Source organism: Binatus sp. (SeqCode) (assembly GCF_050013435.1).
In the GTDB taxonomy this organism is placed as follows: Bacteria; Desulfobacterota; Binatia; order Binatales; family Binataceae; genus Binatus.
This window is the reverse complement of sequence record NZ_JBEKFG010000016.1, coordinates 26,074-49,019: the sequence shown is the minus strand read 5'-3', so window position 1 is coordinate 49,019 and position 22,946 is coordinate 26,074. Positions and strand designations below refer to the sequence as shown.

General features: G+C 62.4%; 24 protein-coding genes. 11 read left to right on the top strand and 13 right to left on the bottom strand.

The features are described 5' to 3' along the window. Positions 1 to 1,264: outer membrane protein assembly factor BamA (gene bamA, locus ABSB13_RS05260; protein WP_428106126.1), on the bottom strand; the 1,264-nt coding region annotated here is incomplete at its 3' end. A 554-nt stretch (positions 1,265 to 1,818) separates the two neighbouring features. Between bamA and ABSB13_RS05255 the strand changes: the two genes are divergently transcribed. From ABSB13_RS05255 to ABSB13_RS05240, 4 genes are all read left to right on the top strand, one after another. Continuing rightward, on the top strand, positions 1,819 to 3,141 hold the full coding sequence (locus ABSB13_RS05255; protein WP_428106124.1) for a DUF1329 domain-containing protein: 1,323 nt from the start codon (positions 1,819 to 1,821) through the stop codon (positions 3,139 to 3,141). Between the two features lie 158 nt (positions 3,142 to 3,299). Continuing rightward, positions 3,300 to 4,379, top strand: a complete 1,080-nt coding sequence (locus ABSB13_RS05250) for a phosphotransferase (protein WP_428106121.1) — start codon at positions 3,300 to 3,302, stop codon at positions 4,377 to 4,379. Between the two features lie 15 nt (positions 4,380 to 4,394). Then, positions 4,395 to 5,195, top strand: coding sequence for a nucleotidyltransferase family protein (locus ABSB13_RS05245; protein WP_428106119.1), 801 nt, complete (start codon positions 4,395 to 4,397; stop codon positions 5,193 to 5,195). Between the two features lie 176 nt (positions 5,196 to 5,371). Continuing rightward, on the top strand, positions 5,372 to 6,559 hold the full coding sequence (locus ABSB13_RS05240) for an acyl-CoA dehydrogenase family protein (RefSeq protein ID WP_428106116.1): 1,188 nt from the start codon (positions 5,372 to 5,374) through the stop codon (positions 6,557 to 6,559). Positions 6,560 to 6,886: 327 nt separating this feature from the next. Here ABSB13_RS05240 and ABSB13_RS05235 read toward each other — a convergent pair whose 3' ends face one another. Both ABSB13_RS05235 and ABSB13_RS05230 read right to left on the bottom strand, forming a co-directional pair. Beyond that, positions 6,887 to 7,279, bottom strand: a complete 393-nt coding sequence (locus ABSB13_RS05235; protein ID WP_428106113.1) for a DUF5615 family PIN-like protein — start codon at positions 7,277 to 7,279, stop codon at positions 6,887 to 6,889. Continuing rightward, complete coding sequence (locus ABSB13_RS05230; protein WP_428106112.1) at positions 7,276 to 7,605, bottom strand: DUF433 domain-containing protein; 330 nt, start codon at positions 7,603 to 7,605, stop codon at positions 7,276 to 7,278. The genes ABSB13_RS05235 and ABSB13_RS05230 overlap by 4 nt, the downstream gene beginning before the upstream one ends. A gap of 107 nt (positions 7,606 to 7,712) precedes the next feature. Here ABSB13_RS05230 and ABSB13_RS05225 point away from each other — a divergent pair, with 107 nt between their 5' ends. Beyond that, positions 7,713 to 9,053, top strand: coding sequence for an ammonium transporter (locus tag ABSB13_RS05225; protein ID WP_428106109.1), 1,341 nt, complete (start codon positions 7,713 to 7,715; stop codon positions 9,051 to 9,053). 9 nt (positions 9,054 to 9,062) lie between these two features. On the opposite strand, the gene ABSB13_RS05220 is transcribed toward ABSB13_RS05225, so the two are convergent. From ABSB13_RS05220 to ABSB13_RS05195, 6 genes are read right to left on the bottom strand one after another with little or no spacing between them, the layout of a single operon-like run. After that, positions 9,063 to 9,308 (bottom strand): hypothetical protein, encoded by a 246-nt coding sequence (locus tag ABSB13_RS05220; protein ID WP_428106107.1) that lies wholly within the window; start codon positions 9,306 to 9,308, stop codon positions 9,063 to 9,065. A gap of 23 nt (positions 9,309 to 9,331) precedes the next feature. Continuing rightward, positions 9,332 to 10,438, bottom strand: coding sequence for a rod shape-determining protein RodA (gene rodA / locus ABSB13_RS05215; RefSeq protein WP_428106105.1), 1,107 nt, complete (start codon positions 10,436 to 10,438; stop codon positions 9,332 to 9,334). A 16-nt stretch (positions 10,439 to 10,454) separates the two neighbouring features. After that, positions 10,455 to 12,341, bottom strand: a complete 1,887-nt coding sequence (gene mrdA, locus ABSB13_RS05210) for a penicillin-binding protein 2 (protein WP_428106103.1) — start codon at positions 12,339 to 12,341, stop codon at positions 10,455 to 10,457. Positions 12,342 to 12,364: 23 nt separating this feature from the next. Continuing rightward, positions 12,365 to 12,871 (bottom strand): rod shape-determining protein MreD, encoded by a 507-nt coding sequence (gene mreD, locus ABSB13_RS05205; protein WP_428106101.1) that lies wholly within the window; start codon positions 12,869 to 12,871, stop codon positions 12,365 to 12,367. Positions 12,872 to 12,876: 5 nt separating this feature from the next. After that, positions 12,877 to 13,725 carry a rod shape-determining protein MreC gene (mreC, locus tag ABSB13_RS05200; protein WP_428106098.1) on the bottom strand — a complete coding sequence of 283 codons (849 nt, stop codon included), beginning with the start codon at positions 13,723 to 13,725 and terminating at the stop codon, positions 12,877 to 12,879. Positions 13,726 to 13,779: 54 nt separating this feature from the next. Beyond that, a complete protein-coding gene (locus tag ABSB13_RS05195) occupies positions 13,780 to 14,820 on the bottom strand; it encodes a rod shape-determining protein (RefSeq protein ID WP_428106095.1) in 1,041 nt (346 codons plus the stop codon). A 224-nt stretch (positions 14,821 to 15,044) separates the two neighbouring features. On the opposite strand from ABSB13_RS05195, the gene ABSB13_RS05190 reads away from it, so the two are divergent. Next, positions 15,045 to 16,961: a SurA N-terminal domain-containing protein gene (locus tag ABSB13_RS05190; RefSeq protein ID WP_428106093.1), complete on the top strand. Its 1,917-nt coding sequence runs from the start codon at positions 15,045 to 15,047 to the stop codon at positions 16,959 to 16,961. Positions 16,962 to 16,993: 32 nt separating this feature from the next. Then, on the top strand, positions 16,994 to 17,827 hold the full coding sequence (locus ABSB13_RS05185; RefSeq protein WP_428106090.1) for an alpha/beta hydrolase: 834 nt from the start codon (positions 16,994 to 16,996) through the stop codon (positions 17,825 to 17,827). Between the two features lie 24 nt (positions 17,828 to 17,851). On the opposite strand, the gene ABSB13_RS05180 is transcribed toward ABSB13_RS05185, so the two are convergent. Next, a complete protein-coding gene (locus ABSB13_RS05180; protein WP_428106089.1) occupies positions 17,852 to 18,172 on the bottom strand; it encodes a hypothetical protein in 321 nt (106 codons plus the stop codon). A 190-nt stretch (positions 18,173 to 18,362) separates the two neighbouring features. Between ABSB13_RS05180 and trxA the strand changes: the two genes are divergently transcribed. Next, complete coding sequence (gene trxA / locus ABSB13_RS05175) at positions 18,363 to 18,695, top strand: thioredoxin (RefSeq protein ID WP_424673441.1); 333 nt, start codon at positions 18,363 to 18,365, stop codon at positions 18,693 to 18,695. Positions 18,696 to 18,724: 29 nt separating this feature from the next. Here trxA and ABSB13_RS05170 read toward each other — a convergent pair whose 3' ends face one another. After that, a complete protein-coding gene (locus tag ABSB13_RS05170; RefSeq protein WP_428106086.1) occupies positions 18,725 to 19,321 on the bottom strand; it encodes a CvpA family protein in 597 nt (198 codons plus the stop codon). Between the two features lie 97 nt (positions 19,322 to 19,418). Here ABSB13_RS05170 and asnS point away from each other — a divergent pair, with 97 nt between their 5' ends. The 3 genes from asnS to ABSB13_RS05155 all read left to right on the top strand — a co-directional run bounded on the left by asnS (position 19,419) and on the right by ABSB13_RS05155 (position 21,358). After that, complete coding sequence (asnS, locus tag ABSB13_RS05165) at positions 19,419 to 20,717, top strand: asparagine--tRNA ligase (RefSeq protein WP_428106085.1); 1,299 nt, start codon at positions 19,419 to 19,421, stop codon at positions 20,715 to 20,717. 92 nt (positions 20,718 to 20,809) lie between these two features. Continuing rightward, positions 20,810 to 21,043, top strand: a complete 234-nt coding sequence (locus tag ABSB13_RS05160; protein WP_428106082.1) for an addiction module protein — start codon at positions 20,810 to 20,812, stop codon at positions 21,041 to 21,043. A 3-nt stretch (positions 21,044 to 21,046) separates the two neighbouring features. Continuing rightward, on the top strand, positions 21,047 to 21,358 hold the full coding sequence (locus tag ABSB13_RS05155; RefSeq protein ID WP_428106080.1) for a type II toxin-antitoxin system RelE/ParE family toxin: 312 nt from the start codon (positions 21,047 to 21,049) through the stop codon (positions 21,356 to 21,358). A gap of 226 nt (positions 21,359 to 21,584) precedes the next feature. Here the strand turns inward: ABSB13_RS05155 and ABSB13_RS05150 are convergent, their stop codons facing one another. Next, positions 21,585 to 22,079 (bottom strand): hypothetical protein, encoded by a 495-nt coding sequence (locus tag ABSB13_RS05150; RefSeq protein ID WP_428106078.1) that lies wholly within the window; start codon positions 22,077 to 22,079, stop codon positions 21,585 to 21,587. 6 nt (positions 22,080 to 22,085) lie between these two features. Then, the gene (locus ABSB13_RS05145; protein ID WP_428106076.1) at positions 22,086 to 22,862 is read right to left on the bottom strand and encodes a phosphoadenylyl-sulfate reductase; all 777 of its coding nucleotides are present in this window, start codon (positions 22,860 to 22,862) and stop codon (positions 22,086 to 22,088) included. Positions 22,863 to 22,946: the final 84 nt, after the last annotated feature.

Sequence of the window (22,946 nt, the reverse complement as noted above, 5' to 3'; positions counted from 1 at the left end):
TCTTGTCGGGCTGCGCCGCCAGCGAGGTCGTGATGCGCGTGTCGGTGAAGAATCCCAGCCGGTCCAGCCGCACCTTCGAATCCCGAATCTCTTCGGCGCTGTACGGCTCCTGCTCCTGGACCTGGATCTCGCGGCGGATTACCTTGTCCGAGGTCTTGGTGTTGCCGCTGATATTGACCCGGTCGATTATCACTTCGTGACCCGGATTGATCACGAACACCACGTTGACTCGCTTGCTGGTGTGGACCAGTTGCGTGCGCGGATCGATGTTGACGTACGCATAGCCCCGGTTCGAGTAGAAATCCGACAGTGCGAGCACTTGGCGCTGCAACGCCGAGCCGCGGAACAGTTGTCCGCTCTTCATCGTCAGCAGCCGGCGCAGTTCGCGGCGCGGAAACTTCAGGTTGCCTTCGATGTTGATTCGGCCGACGCGGTACGGAATGCCTTCGTCGATCCTTATCAGGATCGTAATCTCCGTGCCGTTGCGCACCACCTGCGGCTGCGCGACCTGCACGTTCAGGTAGCCGTTGTCGTAGTAAAACGCCGTCAGCCGATCGACGTCCTCCTGCATTTTCTTCTGATCGAGCGCGCCCCATCCGGTCAGCCAGCTCAGCAATTTGCTGTAGGTCGCCGTCTCCATCTGGCCTTTCAAGACGGACGCTGAAAATGCCGTGTTGCCCTCGAACACGATCTTGGTGATCCTGACCTTCACCCCCTCGGTCACGTCGAATTCGCCAAACGCCGTGTTGTCGGGCTGCGGTATCGGCTTGAAGACTACTTTGGCGTCCGTGTAGCCCTCGTTCGCGTAAACCTGCGTCACGCCGGCGATAGTCTCCTTTACCGCGACCGGATCGAGGATCGACCCCGGATGCACCTTCACCGCCGCGACTATCTTGTCGTCGTTGGACCGAACCGCCTTCATCCCGTAGAACTTGACGTCGGTAATTTGCGGGCGCTCCCTCACCCGGTAGACCAGCACGCTGCGGCCGCCCTGCTGCTCCACGCGGGCGGTCACCGATTCGAAAAACCCCATCCGGTAAATCGACTTGATGTCCGCATCGACCGCCGTCTGATCGAGCGGCTGGTTCGGCTGCTGCGTGATGTGGATCAGAATCGCGTCCCGGTCGACGCGTTGATTGCCGGTGATCTCAATCTTGGAGATTATCGGAGCCGGGCCCTGCGCACGCGCGACGGCGGCGGCCAACAGCGAAAACGAGAACGCCGCCAGCACCAGCGCTATTAGCACGCCGCCCGGCGTCCGCATTGCGCGACCGGCCGGCGATAACCCGCGGCGCGGGCGATGAAGCCCGAAAGCTGACGGCGCGCGCGGCGCGCGCGCATTGAATTTTCCGGATGTCACTCAAACACACCAAAAACGCCGACCAAACTAGCCAATCGCTCCCCGCATGTAAACCGAACGCCCCGAAGCGCCAAAACTCGATTGTTCCGGCGCCCCTGGGAATCGTCGATGGCGTCATCCTCAAACTCGTTGGCCATCATCCGGGCTGCGGGCCCCTGGAGCGGCGAAGGAGGCAGCCGCCCTCGCTCTCCTGCGCGTTCCAATACGAAGAAGCGTTACCCATGTCTCCGGCCGGTCGCGGTCGCCGACGGCTCATCGCGTCGTTGACGCTGGTGCGCAGGCGTCATTTTGCTTGTGCTGAAGCATACCCAACCATTTTGTGATCATTGATGCTTTTGTGATCATTAGTGCTATTGACGACTTCGAGCCGCAGGACTAATTACCTGCGTACGATGTTAGGAGATTGTTGCGGGGACAAATTCCAAACGCCGGCAACCGCTTGCCGAAGGGGAGCCAACATGAAACGCGCAATCGGATGGGGAGTCTGGTGCGGCGGAGTTCTGACTGCTTTGACGCTGGTGGTCGCGATTACCAGCGCGCCGGCATCGGCTCAGGTGAAACCCGGGGATTTCATCACCCCGGACACCGCGTACAAGGTCAAAGACCTGCTTCCACCGGGCGCGTTCATGCGCGTCCAGCACGGCATGTCGATGAAGGTCGAGCCGACCGAGCGCATCGACTGGCCGCAGCCCTACACCGAGGCGACCGAAAAGTACTCGAGCCAGACCAGGCTGACCCCTGACAAGCGCAGCCTGATTGGCTACGTCGCCGGTCAGCCGTTTCCGATCATCGACGCTAACGATCCGCAGGCGGCCCAGAAGGTCATTTGGAACGAAGTGTTCCGGCCAATATCCACCGACGACTACGATCTGCGCTGGTTCGATTGCGACAGCGAGTACTGGGGCATCAACAAACCGCTTTTCCAGATCATTGATATCGAGATCGGCCACTATGCGGGCTACAACGAAGTCGGGCGCACCGAAGTCGAACCGCTGCCGATCGATCCTGATTTCAATGTAACTGGACGCTTTTACGAGGCGCTGCTCTATCCGGTTCTGGCTCCGGCTACCTCCCGCGGCAACGGGATCCTCAAGTTCCGCTACGCCGATCCGAGACACGATGACGACAGTTGGACCTGGGAGCCTGGTTCGCGCCGCATCCGCCGTCTGAGCTATACGCTCAGTGACTCCGCGACCGGCGCGCAGTCTTACGATCCCAACCATTACTTCGGATGGAGCGGCAAGCCCGAGGACTACGACTTCAAGTTCCTGGGCGAGAAGACGATGCTCGCCGCGATCGACGTCCATCACGGCGTCGATGTCCGCTGTCCAACCGACGGCGGCGCCAGCCATTGCCCCGACCCCTGGCAGCTCAGGCATATCTACATGCTTGAGGCCAAGGCACGGCCGGGACGGTACGCCAGCCCGCTTTTCAGCCGCGAAATTATCTACATCGACTCAGAGGCCGACTTCCCGATGTTCGTCGACATGTATGACCGACGCGGCGAGTTGCTCAACAGCTACGTCTCGTGGATGAACTATGCCGACCGGGCGCGCCCCGACTCCCGCATCGCGATTTATCCCTTCAAGCGCGAGTTCGGCGTCGGATCCTCGACGGTCAACGTGCAAAGTGGCTTTGCCAGCGTTTGCTATCACCCGTCGATGAACGCTCCGTCACCCGAGAGTTGGTTCATCAACATGGGCGCCGTGGATCGCGAGTGGTTCACTCCCGAGGCGATGGCGCGCGCGGCCGAGGGCGGACACGGGATAGCGGGCGACTGATGCCTGGCGTGATCGCGTGAAGAAAGTCGCGCGACTGATTGAGAAATAAACCGGCGCGGCCACCAACGGCCGCGCCGGTTTTTCACTTGTCGCTTTTCACTTGTCACCGGCGCTCCTGATACTCGCGCAACCGCTATTGCGCCGCTACAATCCATCACGTGCAACACGACGACGCGTTCGAAACATGGGCGGCAAAGGTGGTCGCGCGGCGATGGCCGCGCGCGCGCGTCGACAAAATCGCCGCTCTGCGCGGCGATCTCTCGACGCGTCGTTTCTGGCGCGTATCGATTGCGCAGCAAAAACCAAACATCGCCCCGCGCGGCGAAACCGGCGCGCCTGACACCGCGATCCTCGTCGATCTCGGCCCCGACGACTTCCCCGGCTACGTTCGCGCCCTGAATCTTGTCCCGCGGCGCCGCGCCGACCCGCCGTGGATCGACGTGCATCGCGCCCTCGAGTCGATCGGCGCTCCGGTTCCCGCGCTCTACGATGCGGACCTCGCCCGGCGCGCGTTGATGGTCGAAGATGTCGGCGAGCTCTCCCTGCTCGACGCCGTCCGCCGCCCCGGCGCCGACGCCGCGGACCTGTTCCGGCTTGCCGCCTCCGAACTGATCCGCCTGCACGTTGACGGCACCGGTCAAATCGACCGCCGATGTGTCGCGCGGGAGATCGCCTACAGCGGCCGGCTGTTCGAATGGGAGATGAAGGAATTTGCGGAAGTTGGCCTCGCCGCCGTCGCGTCGGGCGCCGATTATTCACGCATCGCACCCGAGCTGACGCGGATGGCCGCGCGGCTCGATCGTTTCCCGCGCGTGTTCTCGCATCGCGACTACCACGGCCACAACCTGTTCATCCAGGACGGTCCGCGAATTCGAATCATCGATTTTCAGGATGCGCTCATGGCGCCGGCCGCGCAGGATCTCGCCGTGCTCCTGACCACCCGCGACACCGATGAATTCGTTACGCCGAAGATCGAGCAACGCATCCTAGACTTCTACTGCGCGGGAATCTCGCGCCGCGGCGTCCCCGCCACGCTCGAGCCGGCGGAATTCATCGGCAGCTACCGCCTGTGCGTTTTGCAGCACGCGCTCAAGATGATCGGACGCTTCGAGATGTTCGAGCGCGGCGGCAAGCGCGGATACCGTCCCTACATCCCGCATGCGCTCGCACAGGCGCGCCGGATGCTTGCGCAGATGGGGCAGGAGTTTCCTGAACTTTGCGCGGCGCTCGGCGCCTAGCAGGGTGTTGATTCAATGAAGGCATTGGTACTGGCCGCCGGGATGGGCGAGCGGCTTCGCCCGCTGACTGACGTGACGCCGAAACCGATGCTCGAACTCGGCGGACGGCCGTTGATCCATTATCCGCTTGCGATGCTGCGGCGCGGCGGCGTCACCGAGGTCGTGATCAACGTCCATCATCTGGCCTCCGCCGTTTCGCGCGGACTCGGCGACGGATCGCGGCTCGGACTGCGCATCACGTATGCGCCCGAGCCGGTTTTGCTCGGCACCGGCGGCCCGCTCAATGGGCTGCGGGAGTTTTTGGGCGGCAACAACGAAAAAAAAATCGAAAATGAAAATACCTTCGTAATCGCCAACAGCGACACGATCCTCGATCTCGACCTGCGCGCGATGCTCGCGATGCATCGCGAGCGCGCCGCCATCGCCACCATCGCGCTGTTCCACCCCGCCAATCTCGATTACTACAGCCGTCTCGAAATCGACGCCTGCAAAAAACTCCGCCGGATGCGTCTGCTGGCGCGCCGCGACCCGCTTCAATACGACGATTACCCGGCCGCCCTCGATGACAACCTTGCCGCATGGCTATCGCCGTTCATGTATTGCGGCGTGATCGTCGCGGATCGCGCGGTGTTCGACCTGATGCCGCCGGCGCCGCCCTGGAGCCTGATGGCCGGCCTGTTCGCGCCGATGGTGGCAAAAGAAATGCCGGTGTTCGGCTATGTCCATCGCGGCTACTTCCGCACGATCGACGATCTCAAGAGTTACGACGCGCTCAAAGCCGAGTTCGCCGCCTCGCCTCCCCCGCCAATTCTCTAAGTCCTCTCTCTCCGTCATCTTTTTGTGTGATATATGGACACCCCCGCCCCCGCGCCGCGCGCCTCTTGCTCCGCGGTCCGCATGGGCGCTACTCAAGAGATACTCGAGTATCCCGCCACATTGGCCTGGTGGGGCGCTTCGGCTCCGAGTACTGAAAGAGGAGATTTTCGAACCAAATGGATTTTACCTGGACGCCCGAACAGGACGCGTATCGGATGGAAGTGCGGCGATGGCTCGAAGAGAATCGCCCTCAATCTTTGGGCAGTGCCGCCGACCTCGAAACCGGCGGCGGCGACGCAATATGGCAGCGTCTCAAGACCTGGCACAAAAAACTTTACGCCGCGGGATGGGCCGGCCTGACCTGGCCCAAGGAATACGGCGGCCGCGGCGCCACCTTCATCGAGCAGGTCATCTTTCAGCAGGAACTCGGCCGCCTCAACCTGCCGATGGGATGCAACGTGCTCGGCGTGATCATGACCGGGCCGGCCCTGATGCAATGGGGGACCGACGAGCAAAAAAAACGCTACCTCAATCCGATCCTCACCGGCGACGAGATTTGGTGCGAGGGGTTGTCGGAGCCGGGCGCGGGCTCGGACCTCGCGTCGATCCAGTGCCGCGCCGAGCTCAAGGGTGACGAGTTTATCGTCAACGGCCAGAAGGTCTGGACCACGATGGCGCAACGCTCGGACTTCGTGCAGCTCTTCGTGCGGACCGATCCCGACCTGCCCAAGCACAAGGGGATGAGCGCGTTGCTGGTCGATATGAAATCGCCCGGCGTGAGCGTCCGTCCGCTCAAGCAGATCACCGGCGACAGCGAGTTCAACGAAATCTTTTTCGAGGACGTGCGCGTGCCCAAGGAAAACCTGCTCGGCCCGCTCAACATGGGATGGCAGGTGCTGGTCGCGACCCTGATGCACGAGCGGTTCGGCATCGGCGAGACGCTCGGCGGCACCGAACAGTTGCTCCATATACTCGTCCAGGTCGCCAAAGCCGTGCAGCTAAATGGCCGGCCGGCAATCGAGGACAACGACATCCGCCAGCAAATGGCCCAGTTCGCCATCGAAACGACCGCCAAGAAGTACAACGGCTTGCGCAGCCTCTCCAAGCGCCTCAAGGGTCAGCAACCCGGCCCCGAAGCGTCGATTTCCAAGCTGCTCTCGACCGACCTGGGCCAGCGGATGACCAAGTTCATCACCCGCCTGCTCGGCGAGTACGCGCTGCTCGAGGGCCATACGCCGTTCGCGCCCGAGGGCGACTGGATGCGCCGGATACTGTACTCGGAGTCGCTGACGATCGCGGGCGGCACCTCGCCGGTGCAGAAGAACATGATCGGCGAGCGCATCCTGCTCCTCCCCAAGGGCTGAGGATCATCCATCATCTTCTTTATTTCCTCTGCCTATAAGGAGACCTTTGCATAACTGGGCGTCGGGGCTGGAGCTACATATGCTGGCGCGCTCTTTTTTTGTGTCATCCTGAGCGCAGCCGAAGGAACCCGGATCCGGGATTCTTCCCCTTCGGCAGCACTCAGGGCTTCGGCTCAATCTCAGCAGCCTTCGCTCAGAATGACACGAGCACTCATGTAGCGCGGCGGGAATGGGGCCGGTGCATAGATGTAGCTATCACGATGCTTGAGCCGTCGATCGTCGGAAGCGCGTATCCGCCAATAGTCAGCGAGATCGATTCGCACTCAACTATGGCTTATGCCGTCGGGCTACCCTTTTGATTGGCAGGCGCCGAACCCGCACGCGCGATTCCTCGAATACAACCGCGCTCCCTTCGCCCAGGGCTTCCTCGACATCGCCAAGATTCGCGAGTAACAGACGCACCTGCTTTTCCGGACGACGCTGCGAGGCGCGGCGGAAGAGGATCACCGACGGCTCTCGCGTTTCGCGTAGCGCCAGGAGCGTGCCGAAGTCGGTGTCAGCTGCGACTATGATCCTGCGTTCGCGCTTGGCGCGCTCGAAAATCCGCGCGTCATCAGCCGTCTGCATCCCGTATTCGCGTATGTGAGAGGCGTCATGTCCGGCCTTTCGCAGGCCGTCGGCGACAAGTGGCGAATGAGAATTATCGACGAGAAATCTCAAGACGCGGAGCGCAGCGGCAATTCGCGTTCGCGGACAGCCTCTGCAGCGTAGCGCAGAGCCTCTTCGAGGTCCTTGGCCTTTAGATCGGGATAGGCTTTGAGAATCTCCCCGCGAGTCATGCCGTCCGCCACCATGCCAACCACGGTCGCGACGGGAATCCGGATGCCCCGGATGCATGGAATGCCATCCATTTGGCGCGGATCGACTGTGATGCGGCTGAACTTCATCGGTAAGCCGTTTTTTATCACATCACTGGCCAAGCAACCCGCACGGGCTATGCCGGTACCATCCCCATCCGCCTCTTTTTCTTTGCGCGCAATCCACATTGCAAAATGAAATGTTGTTTTTTTCGGAAAACTCAGGCAGGTTCACTCGCAATTGAGATCTGCGAAGGCCGATCGCCAAGGCTCTCGCAAGCTTGGAGGCTTCAAACATGGCCCCGAAATCGATTCGCTCGCTCGCGCGCAACCCGATCGTGCTGAGCGTGGCATTGTGTCTGGCGTTCGCGTCTCCCGCCGCCGCCGAAACCTCCGGCGCGCCAAAATTCGACGGCGCCGACACCGCATGGCTGCTGCTCTGCTCCGCGCTGGTTCTGATGATGACGATTCCGGGACTCGCGCTCTTTTACGGCGGGATGGTGCGGCGCAAGAACGTGCTCTCGACGTTGATGCAGAGCTTCATCCTGGTCGCAATCGTGTCGATCCAATGGGTGCTGTTCGGCTACAGCCTCGCATTCGCGCCCGGCAGCGCGTTAGTCGGCGCACTTTCGTGGGCAGGACTGAGCGGCGTCAGCGCCTCGCAGCCGTATGCCGCCTATTCGGCGACCGTGCCGCATCAGGCGTACATGATTTACCAGTGCATGTTTGCCGTGATCACGCCCGCACTGATCACCGGCGCGATCGCGGAGCGAATGTCATTCAAGGGGTTCCTGGTTTTCAGCATCCTCTGGATCACTTTGATTTACGATCCGCTGGCGCACTGGGTATGGGGCGTCGACGGATGGATTCACCAGATGGGCGCGCTCGATTTTGCCGGCGGCACTGTCGTTCATATCTCTTCGGGCGTCGCCGCACTGGCCGGCGCGCTGATGGTAGGCAAGCGCCGCGGCTACCCGCACGAGCCGATGCAGCCGCATAACCTGACGATGACCGTCACCGGCGCGGGACTGCTATGGGTCGGATGGTTCGGGTTCAACGCGGGGAGTTCGCTGGCAGCCAACGGCCTGGCGGTGTCCGCATTCGTCGCGACCCATCTTGGCGCGTCGGCCGCGGCGCTGACGTGGGTGTTGGCGGAATGGTGGATCGGCGGCAAGCCGACTGTGCTGGGCGCGGCGAGCGGCGCGGTGGCGGGCCTGGTCGCAATAACTCCGGCGTCGGGATACGTCGGCCCCATCCCGGCGATAATCATCGGCGCGGTCGCAGGCGTGCTCTGTTACAGCGCGGTCCGGATGAAGTCGCGGTTCGGGTACGACGACGCGCTCGACGTGGTCGGCGTGCATGCGGTCGGCGGAATATGGGGCGCGCTTGCGACCGGGCTGTTTGCCAGCGTGTTGGTCAACGCGGCAGGCGCCGACGGTCTGTTCTATGGAAATCCGCGCCAGCTATTCGTGCAGGCGACAGCCGTCGTCGCGACCATGGCGTTTTCGTTCATCGGCAGCATGATTCTGCTCAAGGTGACGGATGCGCTGGTCGGGATTCGCGTGGCGCCCGAAGGCGAGCAGGTCGGACTCGATCTCAGCGAGCATGAGGAGGCGGCCTACGCCTTCGAAGCGTAACCGCACTCGCTAGCGCTGCATCGCCTGGAAGATGAGCGGGCCGGTCTCGGCCATCATCTCGCCCAGAACTTCGTGCAGCGGCTTGCTCGGCATGGCGAGTTTTTCCGTCAGCGATTTCATGATCGCCAGGTAGCGCTGCTTCATCTCGGGGCTGATCGTTTCGAGTCTGACCGTCTCCATCACCTCGACGAAGCGGACATGAATTTCGGTAATTTCGATGTCGGTCGGATCGGTGAACTTTTTTTTGTGAGCCACGTGCTTTACCTCATCGAAAAAACTCAGAACAGGTAGCGGCGGGTGTTGATGCTGATGAGAATGCCCATCGCCGCCATCATCGCGATCAGCGACGAACCGCCATAACTCACCAACGGCAACGTGATTCCCACCACCGGCAGCATCCCGGTCGCCATCCCGATGTTGACCGCCACCTGCCAGAAGACGATCGCCGTCAATCCGATCGCGAGCAACGCGCCGAAGCGGTCGCGCGCGTGCCTGGCGATCCATGCGCCACGCGCAATCACGCCCGCATACAATGTCAACAAAACGAGCGCGCCTGCCAAACCGAACTCCTCGGCAAAAACCGCGAAAATAAAATCGGTGCTCTGCTCGGGCAGAAAATTCAGCCGCGCCTGCGTGCCTTTCAGAAATCCCTTGCCGAAGGGACCGCCGGCGCCGATCGCGATTTCAGACTGGATGATGTGGTAGCCGGAGCCGAGCGGGTCGGCCTGCGGGTTGATGAAGCTGACCAGGCGCTGGCGCTGATAAGGCTTGAGATAGTGCCAGCTCAGCGGAGCCGCGAGCATCGCGGCCATCGCCAGCACCAGCATCGTGCGCAAATTCAGGCCGCTCACGAAAATCAACGTAAGGGTGATCAACACGAGGATCAGTCCCGTGCCGAGGTCGGGTTGCTTGAGCACGAGCGCCGCGGGGATGCCGAGCAGGAGGAACGGGATGATCAAATGGCGCAGGCCCCATCCGCCTTTCGGCGGTTCCTCACGCAGATAACGCACCATCACGAGCACGACGGCGAGCTTGGCCAGCTCGGAGGGTTCGAGATGGAAGGCGCCCAGATTGATCCAGCGGCGCGATCCGCCGGTGGCGTGGCCGGAGATCATCACGGCGATCAGGAGTCCGATCACCAGCACATAAAATGGATAGGCGTAGGCCTGCAGAGCTCGATAGTCGACAAGGACCGCGATGAGCATCGCGACTGTTCCGGCCCCAATCCAAATCAACTGGCGAATTACCAGTGGGTCCAGGGTCCGATGCGCACTCGTGTACGACGCGCTGATGACGCTGACCAGCCCGATTCCGGCCAACGCGAGGACCACGAGGAACAGCGTCCAGTCGAAATGAAGTATGAACCTGCGATCGCCGCCCGCCATCAGGGCCGCACTCCCGTCATTGAGATGGCGAGGCGTCTTCGAGCACGCGCGCTATTTCAGGTTTGGGCGGGGGAGGATTGAGCTGGAAGTAGCGCTGGAAGACGTCGTGGATCACGGGCGCCGACGCGCTGCCGCCATGACCGCCGTGCTCGATGATGCAGGCTGCGGCGATGGTCGGATGATCCTTGGGCGCGAACGCGATGAACCACGCATGGTCCTTGAACTGATCGGGCGTCTTGTCCTCTTCCTCGCTCTCGCCGACCGGAGCATTGTTGCCGACGACCTGAGCCGTGCCGGTTTTGCCGCACACGACGACGTTGTCGAGATGGGCTTTGTGCGCGGTACCGCCGGCGCCGTTGACGACATCGGCCATCGCGTCCTTGACGACTTCGAGGGAATCGGGATCGATCTTGATTCGGTTTTCGATCACCGGCGGATATGACTTGGCGACATTGCCGTCGAGTCCCTCGACGTACTTGACGAATTGCGGCCGATAGCGGATGCCGCCGTTGGCGACCTGCGCGGCGACCTGCGCCATCTGGAGCGGCGTGGTCGCGACGTAACCCTGGCCGATGGCAACCGAGAGCGTTTCCGCGGGATACCATCGCTCGTGGAAGCGCTTCTGCTTCCACGCCGACGACGGGATGGTGCCGGGATTCTCGTGATCGAGATCGATGCCGCTCTTAATTCCGAGTCCGAGCTGATTGGACCATTTCGCAATCCGATCGACGCCGAGCTTTGCTCCGACGTTGTAAAAATAAACGTCGCACGAGCGCACGATCGCATCGTGCAGCTCGATGGTGCCGTGGCCCTGATGGCGCCAGCAATGATACTCGCGCCCGCCGAACCACATCCCGCCGGGGCAATTGTAGGCGGTTTCAGGATTGAGCGTGCCTTCCTGAAGACCGGCGATCGTATCGACGATTTTGAAAGTCGAGCCGGGCGGATAAATTCCCTGGATGACGCGATTTTGCAGTGGATGGTTCGGGTCGGTCGTCAGTTCGCGCCACGCCGACGCCTTCACGCCGCCGCCAAAGATGTCGGGGTCGAAGGCCGGATGCGAGACCATCGCGAGCACGTCGCCGTTTCTCGGATCGAGCGCGACGAAGGCGCCGTTCTTCCCGGCCATCGCCTGCTCGGCGGCCTGCTGGAGATTGAGATCGATGGTCATGACGATGCTTTCGCCGGGCTTGTCGGGAATTTCCTTGAGCACGCGCAGACGGCGCCCGACGGAATCAACTTCGATCTCCTGTCCGCCGGCGTCGCCGCGCAGATAACTCTCCCACACGCGCTCGAGGCCGAATTTTCCGATCTCGTCGCCCATGTGGTAGTCGGGCTTCTGGATCAGATCGTTCTTGGTGACCTCGCCGACGTAGCCGAGCAGATGCGCGGCGAGCTGGCCGTACAGGTAATGACGCGCGGGGGTGATTTGGAGGCTGACGCCGGGCAGCTCGAGCTGATGCGCCTCGAGCGCCACCACCTGTTGCCATCCAAGACGCTCGGCGACGGTGACGGGCTCGTAGGGCGGGCGGCCTTCCTCGTCGGCGTCGGAAATTTTGCCGGCGATTTGATCTGCGCCGGTGTAGCGCTCGAGCCTTTCGATGGTGAGCGAAAGATTGTCGGAATCCTCGGGCACGAGCTGCGCGTCGAACGACGGCTTCGTATCGACCAGCGGACGGTGATTGCGATCGAAAACCAGCCCGCGCGGCGCGGGCACGCGTTGGATGCGAATCCGGTTGCGATCGGCCAGCTCGATATTTTCCTGATGATGCAGAACCTGCAGGTAGTACAGGCGCACGGAGACCAGGCCGAGCACCACAAACATCACGGCGGTCAACGCCGCGATTCGCGGTTCCAGAAGCGGAACAGGCCGATTGCTTTTAGGGATGTGGAACTTCGCCACTGATGCGTTCCCGTGCTTACAATCTATTCGCGCTTAGCTCTCACAGGCAATCCCGTCATCCGCTTGCTTGCGGCCAGCATCGAAAAGATGAACGGGGCGACGATCGCGGAGATGGCGGCCTGGAGCGTCAGTCCCGGCAGCATCGAGCCGGTGTCGGAAAGCGCGTTGAACCCGTCGGCAAAGGCAACGGTGGCCAGCGCGGTCGCGATCACACCGAAGAACACCACGGTCGCGCCGACCAACGCGTTGGTCACCATCAGCCGGGTCGAAATTTCGTAGCTCACCATGAAGACCATCGTCATCATGAAGGCGTTGAGACCGGGATGCGAGCCGGCGAGTGCGTCGGTCGCGTAGCCTATCGCGAACGCCAGCATCGCGGGCACGACGCCGTGATGGCGCAGGCCGAGATCGACAACCAGTATGATAATGAGGTTGGGAATCAGCGCGCGAAACGAAACCAGGTGCGGGACCGCCGATTCAAACGCCAATCCCAGCACCACGAACGCCGCGAACAGCAGGGTGAGGCGCAAATCCGTCAGTCCTTGGCCGGGTCGTCGAGGTGGGGCGGCGGTTGGGTGACGATCAGCACCTGTTCGAGTTCGCGAAAATCAACCGCCGGCTCGATCCTGACGCCAAGGAACAAGCCCGGCGCTCCGCGGTGCACGCTTTGGATCGTTCCGACCAGCAGGCCACGCGGGAAAATTCCATCGAGGCCCGAGGTCACGATAGTGTCGCCGATGCGGATGTCCTGCGAGCGATCGGCGTACTTCAGTATCAATCCACCATCGACCAGCCCGGCGACGATTCCGCGCGCGCGCGAGCGTTGATCGAAGCCGTCGAGCGCGGAGTTGTGGTCGTCGATCAACAGCACGCGCGAAGCGTGCGGACTGATGGCGATGATCTTGCCGACCACGCCCTGGTTGGCGAGCACGGCCATGCCGGGACGAAGTCCGTCGCTGGAACCCGAGGCGAGCATCAGGGTGCGTGAAAGGCCGGTGGCGTCGCTGCCGATCACGTTGGCGGCAACCGCTTTGGCGCCGAGCACGTCCTTGAGTTCGAGCAGTTCGCCGAGGTGGCGATTTTCGACTTCGAGCTCGGTCAGGCGCGCGCGATCGCTGTTGACCCGCGCCAGCTCGATACGCAGGCGGGCGTTTTCCTCGCGCACGTGAACCAAGTCGAGGTAGCCGGTGGCGATCGATGAAACGCCGTCGCTGAGGCGGGTAAACGCAGCGTCAACGGGACTGATGATTTCCAGAAATGCGGACTCCGGACGCGCCGCGAGATCGCCGGGATGGACTCCGGTCGAGATCAGATGAAGCGATACAATGAGCAGCGCGCCGCTGGTCAGCAGCACGCGATTGCGCCAGAGAAAGCTGCCTCTCACGTCAATAGGGCCCGACGCGCCGGCTCAAGTTTCGAGAGATATCCGGCGGGCCGATCAGTCAACGGTCACGTCGCGCAGCAGCGACAGTTCATCCAACACCTTGCCCGCACCCATCACGACCGCGGTCAGCGGATCGTCGGCCAGCGTCACTGGAAGTCCGGTCTCCTCGCGCAGCAATACGTCGAGGTTGCGCAGCAGCGCGCCTCCGCCGGCCAGCACTATTCCCTTGTCAACGATGTCGGAGGCGAGTTCCGGCGGCGTGCGCTCGAGCGCGATGCGCACCGACTCGACGACCTGGCGCACCGGTTCCATCAGCGCCTCGCGAATCTCCTCGTCGGTGATCTCGATAATCTTGGGCACGCCGGCGACCAGGTCGCGGCCCTTGATTTCCATGGTCTGAATCTCGTTGCCGGGGTAGGCCGAACCGATGGTTATCTTGATCAGCTCGGCGGTGCGCTCGCCAATCAACAAATTGTACTTGCGCTTGATGTGCTGGATGATCGCCTCGTCCATCTTGTCGCCCGCCACCCGCACCGAACGCGAGAAGACCACGCCGGCCAGCGAGATCACGGCGACCTCGGTGGTGCCGCCGCCGATGTCGACGATCATGTTGCCGGTCGGCTCGGTGATGGGAAGGCCGGCGCCAATCGCAGCCGCCATCGGCTCCTCGATCAGATAGACCTCGCGCGCGCCGGCCGACTCGGCCGATTCGCGCACCGCGCGTTTCTCGACCGCGGTGATACCGAAGGGCACGCAGATGACGATGCGCGGGCGCGGACGCACCAGCGTCTTGCCCGAGTGAATCTTCTGGATGAAGTAGCGCAGCATGTTCTCGGTGATCTCGAAGTCGGCAATCACGCCGTCTTTGAGAGGCCGGATGGCGACGATCGAGCCCGGCGTGCGGCCGAGCATTTTTTTCGCCTCGGAGCCGATAGCCAGCACGCGCCGCGAGCCGCGCGAATCTTTCTGCACCGCGACGACCGAGGGCTCGTTGCAAACGATGCCTTCGCCCTTGACATAGATGAGCGTGTTGGCGGTGCCAAGATCGATCGCGAGATCGTTGGAGAACCAGCCGAAAATCGAATTGAGGACCACGAATTTTGCCCCTTGCCTGCCCGGTTGCGGTTCAGATGCCGCAACCCGGACCCGGCCCGAATACCACCCCAAGACGCGGCCCAAATGTTGAAGAATTCTCTGGCGGAGACGTTTGGGTCCGTCGCACTACCGCTGCGCGACACGCTAACAGAGGACAGGCGGCCCAGGCAAGTAACCGGGTGCAATTGCGCATCGAAAAGGCGGTCAAGTATGATATCGCGGCAATGTTAGAAGGAATCCGCCGTTACCAGTACTCGTGGCAAGTGCAAGTCACGTTCGCCTTCCTGGCGCTCATCATGGCGTTTTGGGGTTTCGGTGGCGGTGGATTATTCAACACCGTCCATCCCATCGCGACCGTTAATGGCCGGCAGATACTTGGCGACCAGGTCGACCGCGAAGCCACGCAAATCCGCCAGGCCGTGCAACAGATATACGGCGCCAACGCGCAAGTCGTGCTCAAGAGCATCAACATTCGCCAGGAAGCGATGGACAGGTTGATCGAGCAACAACTGATCGGCGAGGAGGCGCGCCATCTCGGCATCAGCATCAGCGACGAGGCGCTGCAGGATAAAATCGCCAAGGAGCCCGCTTTTCAGCGCGACGGCCAGTTCGACTTCGATACTTACCAGGACGTGCTGCGCAACAACAATCTGCAGCCCAGTGAGTACGAAAACGGTGAACGCGACCGGATGCTCGCCGACACGCTGCGCAACATGATCGACACCGGCGTGCAGGTGAGCGACGACGAGGCGCGCCACGCCTACAATCTCCGCAACGAACGGATCGGAGTGCGCTACGCCGAGATACCCTACAGCGATTTCACCGCACAGATCTCACCTGCCGAAAGTCAAATCGCCGACTACTACAAAAAGAACGCAGAGCAATTCCGCGAGCCCGAGCGCGTCAAGCTGCTCTATGTCCATTACGAGCCGCTGGTGCTGGCCGCCAAGTACACGCCGCCCGACAAGGAAATCGAGAGCTACTACAAGCGCAACGCCAAGACCCGCTTCACGCATCCCGACCAGGCTCACGCGCAGCACATTCTGATCGCGGTGCCGGCGGGTGCGACCGACAAGGAGAAGGCCGCGGCAAAGACCAAGGCGCTCGACGTGCTCAAGCAGGCGCAATCGGGGAGCGACTTCGCAAAGCTGGCGGCGAAGTATTCCGACGATCCATCCAACAAGCTCGAAGGCGGCGACCTCGGGACGTTTGGCCGCGGCCAGATGGTCAAGCCGTTCGAAGACGCGGTGTTCGCGATGAAGCCGGGACAGATCACGATGGTCGAGACGCGCTTCGGCTTTCATGTCGTCAAGCTCGCGGAGTTCAAGTCCGCGCATGCCGACACGATTGCCGAGGCGAAGCCAAAGATAATTGACGAGCTGCGCACACAGGCCGGAGCGAAGCTCGGGCGCGCGGCGGCGCAGGAGGATCTGACGGCAGCGCTCGCGGGCGGCAGTTTGCAGGAGCTTGCGAAGAAGCGGGGGATCGACGCGGTCGAGACGCCGCTGTTCGCGCAAGGTGAACCGGCAGGCGGCGCCGAGCGGGACCGGGAACTGATGGCGGCGGCGTTCAAACTCGAAGCGGGACAGGTGGCGATCGTGCCGGAGAAGGGCGCGCCATACGTGATCAAGCTGCTGGTGAAGCAGCCGTCGCGAATTCCCGCGCTCAAGGAGATCGAGCCGCAGGTGCGTGAGGCGCTGATTCGCTCGACGGCCGAAACCGACGCGAGCCAGCAGGCGGAAAAAATACTCGCCACGATCAAGAGCCCGGCCGACTTTGACAAGGCGGCAGCCGTCAACAAGCTCACGATTAAAAATGTCGATCCGTTTCTGCGCGCCGACCACCAAGTCCCCGGTATCGGCGAATTTCCCGAGGTGACCGACGCCGCCGCGGTGGTGCCGGCAATTCCGGGCGTGATCGATCACGTGATGGAGAATGGCGGCAATTCGTACCTGCTCGAAGTCGCCTCGCGCGCCGAGCCGGCCGACGACGAATGGAAGAGCGCGCAGAAATCGTTCATGCAGGAATACGTCGAGCAGCGCCGCGCGGAGGCATGGACGCGCTTCCTCGATGGACTCAAAGACCAGGCGAGGATACAAGTCGACTCCGACCAGCTCGCAGCCGCCGGGTCGTCAAGCTGAAGGAGCGCGCCGGGGGCGCGGCAATAACCGGGATGAGCTCCGATTCCGACGAGGCTGCATCGCGCAACTCAGCGGGCGTCGATACGCACGAGTTTTTCCTTCCCGGCGCGGGTGTGAGCGCGCTGTTGATTCACGGTCTGACCGGAACTCCATACGAGATGCGCTACCTCGGCGAGCGGCTGGCGGCGCGCGGCGTACGCGTGCGAGGCGTCAAGCTGGCGGGTCACGCGGGAACGCCCGAGGAGTTGGGAGCGGCGGGCTACGACAACTGGTACGAAAGCGTCGTCAACGGCCTGGAAGAGCTGCGGCAGTTCGGCGAGCCGAACGTGGTGGTGGGACTGTCGATGGGAGCTGTGCTGGCGGCGCGGCTGGCCGCCGATCAGGGCGAGGCGGTCGCGGGACTCGTGATGCTTGCGCCGGGGTTTTTTCTGCCGGCCTCAATGACCATCATGCTGCGGGGCGCGCGCGGGATACTCGGCTCGTTGGTGGACAGGATTTACCTGTTCAATCCAGGCGGGTCGGATATCCACGATGCGGCGGCGCGATCGGTGCATCCCACCTGCCGTCTGATGCCGTTGTCGGCGCCGCTGAAGCTGCTCGATTTAAGCGCGATGGTGAAGCCGATGCTGACGCGTATCACGCAGCCGGCGCTGGTGATGCACGCCAGGGGCGATCACACGTGCCCGATGCGCAAAAATGTCGACTACGTGATGAAACATCTCGGCGGTCCCGAGAAACGCGCGGTCGAGCTCGAGGAGAGCTACCACGTGATTACCGTGGACAGCGAGAAAGCGCGCGTCGCCGGCGAGGTGATCGAATTCGTCGAGCGGTTTCGCGTCGCGCCGCAAAAGCGCGCGGCGGGCTAGCGTCTCGCGGCTGCGCGCGCCGGCTCAGCTCTGCGCGTCGTAAAATTCTTCGAGCAGGTACTTCACGTCGGGACGGCCAAGCACCTCGATGAAGCAGATCTCGTCGTCGGCGTTCAGATCGATGATGACCTGTCCTTCGATCGATTGCAGCTCGACATAGTTGGCGACCTTGACTTCGGCGGCGGTCGCGAAGCTCGCACAATTCTCGTCGCCACAGTCGCAGACCGACTCGATTCGCAGCGCGCGCAGCTTGGGCTCCAGCGGATCGGCACCCTGCTGCTTGAGCAGATAAACTATCTCCTCGAGCAGGTCGGGCAATACGTCGTTCATCATCGGTGCAGCCATGGCTTTCCAAGGGTAATGGATTCGGCGCGCGGATTCCAAGTGGCAGGGGTGACCCCTGCACCCACCATTAAGATCGCGCTCCGTTGTCGCGCGCGGCCACTGTCACGCGGCGGCAGCTTAGTTGCCTTGACTAGGTAGCCCACCGTACTTATCTTCAAAGAACGACGAGCGCAGCAGGAGATAAGCCCCGATGTCCAGCGACAAAATTGTTCATGTTACCGACGCGAGCTTCGACGAGGAAGTTCTGAAATCGTCCACTCCTGTTTTGATCGATTTCTGGGCGCCGTGGTGCGGACCATGCCGCACGATTGCGCCGATACTCGACGATCTTGCGGGCGAGTACTCAGGGCGCCTCAAAATCGTGAAGATCAACGTTGACGACAATCCGCAGACGCCGGGACGTTACGGCGTCAGGGGCATCCCCAACCTGCTGATCATCAAGGGCGGCCAGGTCAAGGAACAGATCATCGGCGCGGTCCCCAAGGGCAGACTGGTCCAGGCCGTGGACAGCGCTATCGCGTAAGCGCGAACCGCGAAAACGAAATTCCCCGATCACTTCGTGGAGGGCGAGGACGACGCAGCCGGCGACGGCGCGGAGTTCGCGCCCTTCATCGCATTCTGGACCCAGTATCTCATCAGGTCATCGCGATTGCGCTCGTAGGCGAGTCGCGCGTCACCGGGGATGTATCCCACCAGCATCTCGTTGTAGGCCAGCAGCATCGGCACCAGCTGCGAGTTGCGCAGGATCGCCGCGTCGGGCGGCATCACGGCTGCCATCAACATCACGGCCAGACCCGCAAAGAAGGCCGCGATTCCCGCGCCGAGCAGGCCGCCGGCCAGGCGATCCAGCGGGCTCAGGTGAACGATCTGCATCAGCCGGATCGCCGACGTGCCGATTATCTCCACGGCCGTGAAGATCAAAGCGAAGATCGCGACGTAGCCGATCACCGCGCCGACCGAGTGCGAGGATCCGAACTGCGTCTCGGCGAACGATCCGGCCCTGGCGTAATAGAGCGACGCGAAATAGACGCCTGCCGCCAGCGACACCACCGACGTCACCATCCTGAGTGCGCCCCTTTGCAGTCCGAAGATCGCTCCGACCGCGAACAGCACGATCCCAACGTAGTCGAGTCCGTTCAGCCCGTTCATCCGCCTCCTCTCCCGTTATCGAGCCTAGCTGATGAGCGCTAAGCGCGCGACGCATCCGGACTCCTGTACTTGTGCGGCGATATGCTTAAATGGGCGCATGGCGCGAGTTTATATCGAAGAACTGTCGCATCATGCGGGAAACCGGGTCACGCTCAAGGGCTGGCTTGCGGGCAAGCGCTCGAGCGGCAAGATACATTTTCTCCAGGTGCGCGACGGCACCGGGGTATGCCAGTGCGTGGCGTCGCTCGCCGATCTCGGCGCGGACCTTTTCGCGGCGGCCGATCACATGGGCCAGGAAACCTCGCTCGAAGTGACCGGGATCGTGCGCGAGGACAAGCGCGCGCCGGGCGGATTCGAACTCACGTTGAAGTCAATCGAGATCGTGTCGCCGGCGACCGACTATCCGATCACGCCCAAGGATCACGGCGTGGCGTTTTTGCTCGACAACCGCCATCTGTGGATCCGCTCCTCGCGCCAGCACGCCATCTTGCGCATCCGCAGCGAAGTGGAATCGGCGTGCCGCGATTTTTTCCACGAGCGCGGCTTCGTCCTGTTCGACGCGCCGATCCTGACTCCGACTTCATGCGAGGGGACCACCAACCTGTTCGAGCTCGACTACTTCGGCGAGCGCAAGGCGTACCTGACGCAGAGCGGACAGCTCTACGCGGAAGCGGGCGCGCTCGCATTCGGCAAGGTATACTGCTTCGGCCCGACGTTTCGCGCCGAGAAATCCAAAACGCGGCGTCATCTGACGGAATTCTGGATGGTCGAGCCCGAAGTGGCGTACTGCGACCTCGAGGGCGACATGGAACTGGCCGAGCAGTTCGTGTCCTACATCGTCGGCCGCGTGCTCCAGCGCCGTGGCGCCGAGCTCAAGACCCTCGAGCGCGATACGACCAGGCTGCAGTCCGCGGCGCAGCTTCCCTATCCGCGCATCAGCTACGACGAAGCGATCGAGCGGCTGAAGAACAAAGGCGTCGCGGTCAACTGGGGCGACGACTTCGGCGGCGACGAGGAAACCGCGCTGTCCGAGGAATTCGATCGCCCCGTGATGGTGCATCGCTACCCGACCGCGTGCAAGGCGTTCTACATGAAGCAGGATCCCGCGCGTCCCGACGTCGCACTATGCGTCGATATGCTCGCGCCGGAGGGTCACGGCGAGATAATCGGCGGCGGGCAGCGCGAGGATGACTACGAAACGCTGCGCGCCAAGATCACGTCGCACGGGCTGCCGCTGGCGCCCTTCGAATGGTACCTCGACCTGCGCCGCTACGGCTCGGTGCCGCACGCGGGCTTCGGGATGGGCATCGAGCGCATGACGGGATGGCTGTGCGGGATTCATCATATCCGCGAGACGGTGCCGTTCCCGCGCCTGATGGAGCGCCTGGAACCGTAGCGCTAGGTGCGGATGAAGATCGGGATCAGCATCGATGCCGACGGGCGCCAAGATATCGCGCCACGGCAGCAACTGCGCTACCATCTTCTCCGATGGCTGAGCGTCGCGAAATTCTTCCCGAGCTTTTGAAACTACCCGCTCACGAACGCGCGCGGCTAGCGACGGAACTGGTTCAAAGCCTCGATGAATCCGAAGACCCCGATGCGGCCGCGGCATGGCTGGAAGAGCTTGATCGGCGCGCGCGCGAGGTGGTCAGCGGAACCGCAAAGCTGGAAGACTGGACGGAAGTGCGCCGAAGAATCGAGCTTCGATTGCGGGCGCGTTAGGGCTTGAGAATCGAGCTCCACGCAGGGGCGATCCGCGACCTGGACGACGCGGTAGACTGGTACGAAGCAGAGCGAGCAAGTCTAGGTGCAGCCTTCCTGCGTGAAGTTTCGCGCGCCTTCGAGGTCATTGCCGAAAACCCTCGAATGTGGCCAGTTTGGCCGGGATGGCGCTCGCGCACGCAGGTTCGCCGCTTCGTCCTCCAGCGCTTTCCCTTCTCGATCGCTTATATTGCACAGCGTCAGCGCGTACTGATTCTGGCGGTCGCTCACGGACGCCGGCGGCCGGGCTACTGGCTTGCGAGAGCCACGCAGTAGCCGAGTACTGCCGACGCGGGGCGTCACCTTGACCGTAGCGTGAGTTGGGGATTGGGGCGCGCCTGCGCGCGAGATCCTTCGCATAGCTCAGGACGACGGAAAGAGAGACTCCGCTCGGGACGAGACAAAAACAAGCGACAGCTCGTGTCATTCTGAGCGAAAGTTGCTGTAGCGAAGAATCTCGACAGACGCTCCTGAGTCTGGCGCTACTTATGCGGACTGGCAGCTAGTGGCCGAGGTCTACGTCCAGGCTTTCGACGCGGACGCCGGCTTGCTCGAAGCGAATCACTATCTGGCATCCGCTGGTCTTGAGCGTGAGCGCGTACGCACCGGGACTCCGCTGCGTGGACGTAATCTGCTCGACGGTTTGGCCTTTGAGCGTTGCCAGCGCCTTGTTCAGTTCGGCAAGCGACTGGGCTACTTCGCGGCCGCGCGGGGTTTTCATGAACAGTGCGTTGAGCGACAATTCCGCGCCGGGACCGAACAGCCGCCTGACGCGGCCGCTGGTCAGCGCGACCTCGACGATCGCGCCGAGACGAAGCTGGAGATCGGCCGGCACTTCGAGCGACTCGATCGCCGACTTGAGCGCGAGATAGACCTCGCGCGCCTGCGGATCGATCGTCGCGTCGAGGAACGCCTGAATTTGCGCAATGAGGATGTCGCGCTGGAGACTATCGAGCGTTATCGATTCGCCCGCTTGGGGCTGGTCGTCGCTCGCCATCACCGCCTACGGTTTGTGTCCGCCGTCGCCTTGACCGAGCAGCGCCGCCAACTCGTGCTCGAAGCCGCCCGTCTCGATCGAGCAATGCATCCCGCATTCTTTCGGCGCGCCTGTTTCCCACCACCACCTGCCCGCGCGAGCATCCTGGCCCTCGCCGACCGGGCGCGTGCATGGCGCGCATCCGATCGACTTGTAGCCCTTGTCATAGAGCGCGTTGTACGGCACGTCGTTGGCGCGGATGTAACCCCAGACCTCGGCTTCAGTCCAGTCGGCCAAAGGCGCGAGCTTGACGATACCGCCGTGGTCGTGATCGATTTCAACTTTGCGGATGTTCGAGCGCGTCGCCCACTGATCGCGGCGCAGCCCCGTCACCCACGCGCCGTAATTCATGAGCGCGCGGCGCAGCGGCAGCACCTTGCGCACCTGGCAGCATAGCAGGCGCAGGTTGACGTCGTTGTAGAAAAGATTGTTGCCGTGCTTGGTGACCATCTGCTGCACGACCGCGGTATCGGGCATGAAGACTTCAACCTTGATTCCGTAGCGCTGGCGATACTTGTCGATCAGGTCGTAGGTCTCCTGCGGCATCCGGCCGGTATCGACAGTAAAGACGCGGATGTTGGGATCGATCTTGTGCGCCATGTCGATCAGCGCGCAGCCTTCGGCCTGGAAGCTGCAGCATATCGCCAGCTCCTTGCCGAACCGATCGATGGCCCAGGCCAGAACTTCCTGAGGTTCCTTGTCGTCGAGCGCCACTGCCGCTTCACCCGCTTCGAGTTCATCCATCATAAGACTCTGCTCGGGGTTTTCAAGCGGTTGGTTAAATTGGGGTCCTGCGGCCATAACGGAGTCCTTGGGGCGATTACCCGG

Coding starts and splice junctions, on each gene's coding strand:
- rodA (WP_428106105.1), bottom strand. CDS start 10,438: ATGGCGGGCGGCGATCGCAGGTTCATACTTCATTTCGACTGGACGCTG.
- ABSB13_RS05190 (WP_428106093.1), top strand. CDS start 15,045: ATGTTAGAAGGAATCCGCCGTTACCAGTACTCGTGGCAAGTGCAAGTC.
- ABSB13_RS05255 (WP_428106124.1), top strand. CDS start 1,819: ATGAAACGCGCAATCGGATGGGGAGTCTGGTGCGGCGGAGTTCTGACT.
- ABSB13_RS05180 (WP_428106089.1), bottom strand. CDS start 18,172: ATGGCTGCACCGATGATGAACGACGTATTGCCCGACCTGCTCGAGGAG.
- asnS (WP_428106085.1), top strand. CDS start 19,419: ATGGCGCGAGTTTATATCGAAGAACTGTCGCATCATGCGGGAAACCGG.
- ABSB13_RS05240 (WP_428106116.1), top strand. CDS start 5,372: ATGGATTTTACCTGGACGCCCGAACAGGACGCGTATCGGATGGAAGTG.
- ABSB13_RS05145 (WP_428106076.1), bottom strand. CDS start 22,862: ATGGATGAACTCGAAGCGGGTGAAGCGGCAGTGGCGCTCGACGACAAG.
- trxA (WP_424673441.1), top strand. CDS start 18,363: ATGTCCAGCGACAAAATTGTTCATGTTACCGACGCGAGCTTCGACGAG.
- ABSB13_RS05225 (WP_428106109.1), top strand. CDS start 7,713: ATGGCCCCGAAATCGATTCGCTCGCTCGCGCGCAACCCGATCGTGCTG.
- ABSB13_RS05170 (WP_428106086.1), bottom strand. CDS start 19,321: ATGAACGGGCTGAACGGACTCGACTACGTTGGGATCGTGCTGTTCGCG.
- ABSB13_RS05230 (WP_428106112.1), bottom strand. CDS start 7,605: ATGTGGATTGCGCGCAAAGAAAAAGAGGCGGATGGGGATGGTACCGGC.
- ABSB13_RS05245 (WP_428106119.1), top strand. CDS start 4,395: ATGAAGGCATTGGTACTGGCCGCCGGGATGGGCGAGCGGCTTCGCCCG.
- ABSB13_RS05150 (WP_428106078.1), bottom strand. CDS start 22,079: ATGGCGAGCGACGACCAGCCCCAAGCGGGCGAATCGATAACGCTCGAT.
- ABSB13_RS05160 (WP_428106082.1), top strand. CDS start 20,810: ATGGCTGAGCGTCGCGAAATTCTTCCCGAGCTTTTGAAACTACCCGCT.
- ABSB13_RS05185 (WP_428106090.1), top strand. CDS start 16,994: ATGAGCTCCGATTCCGACGAGGCTGCATCGCGCAACTCAGCGGGCGTC.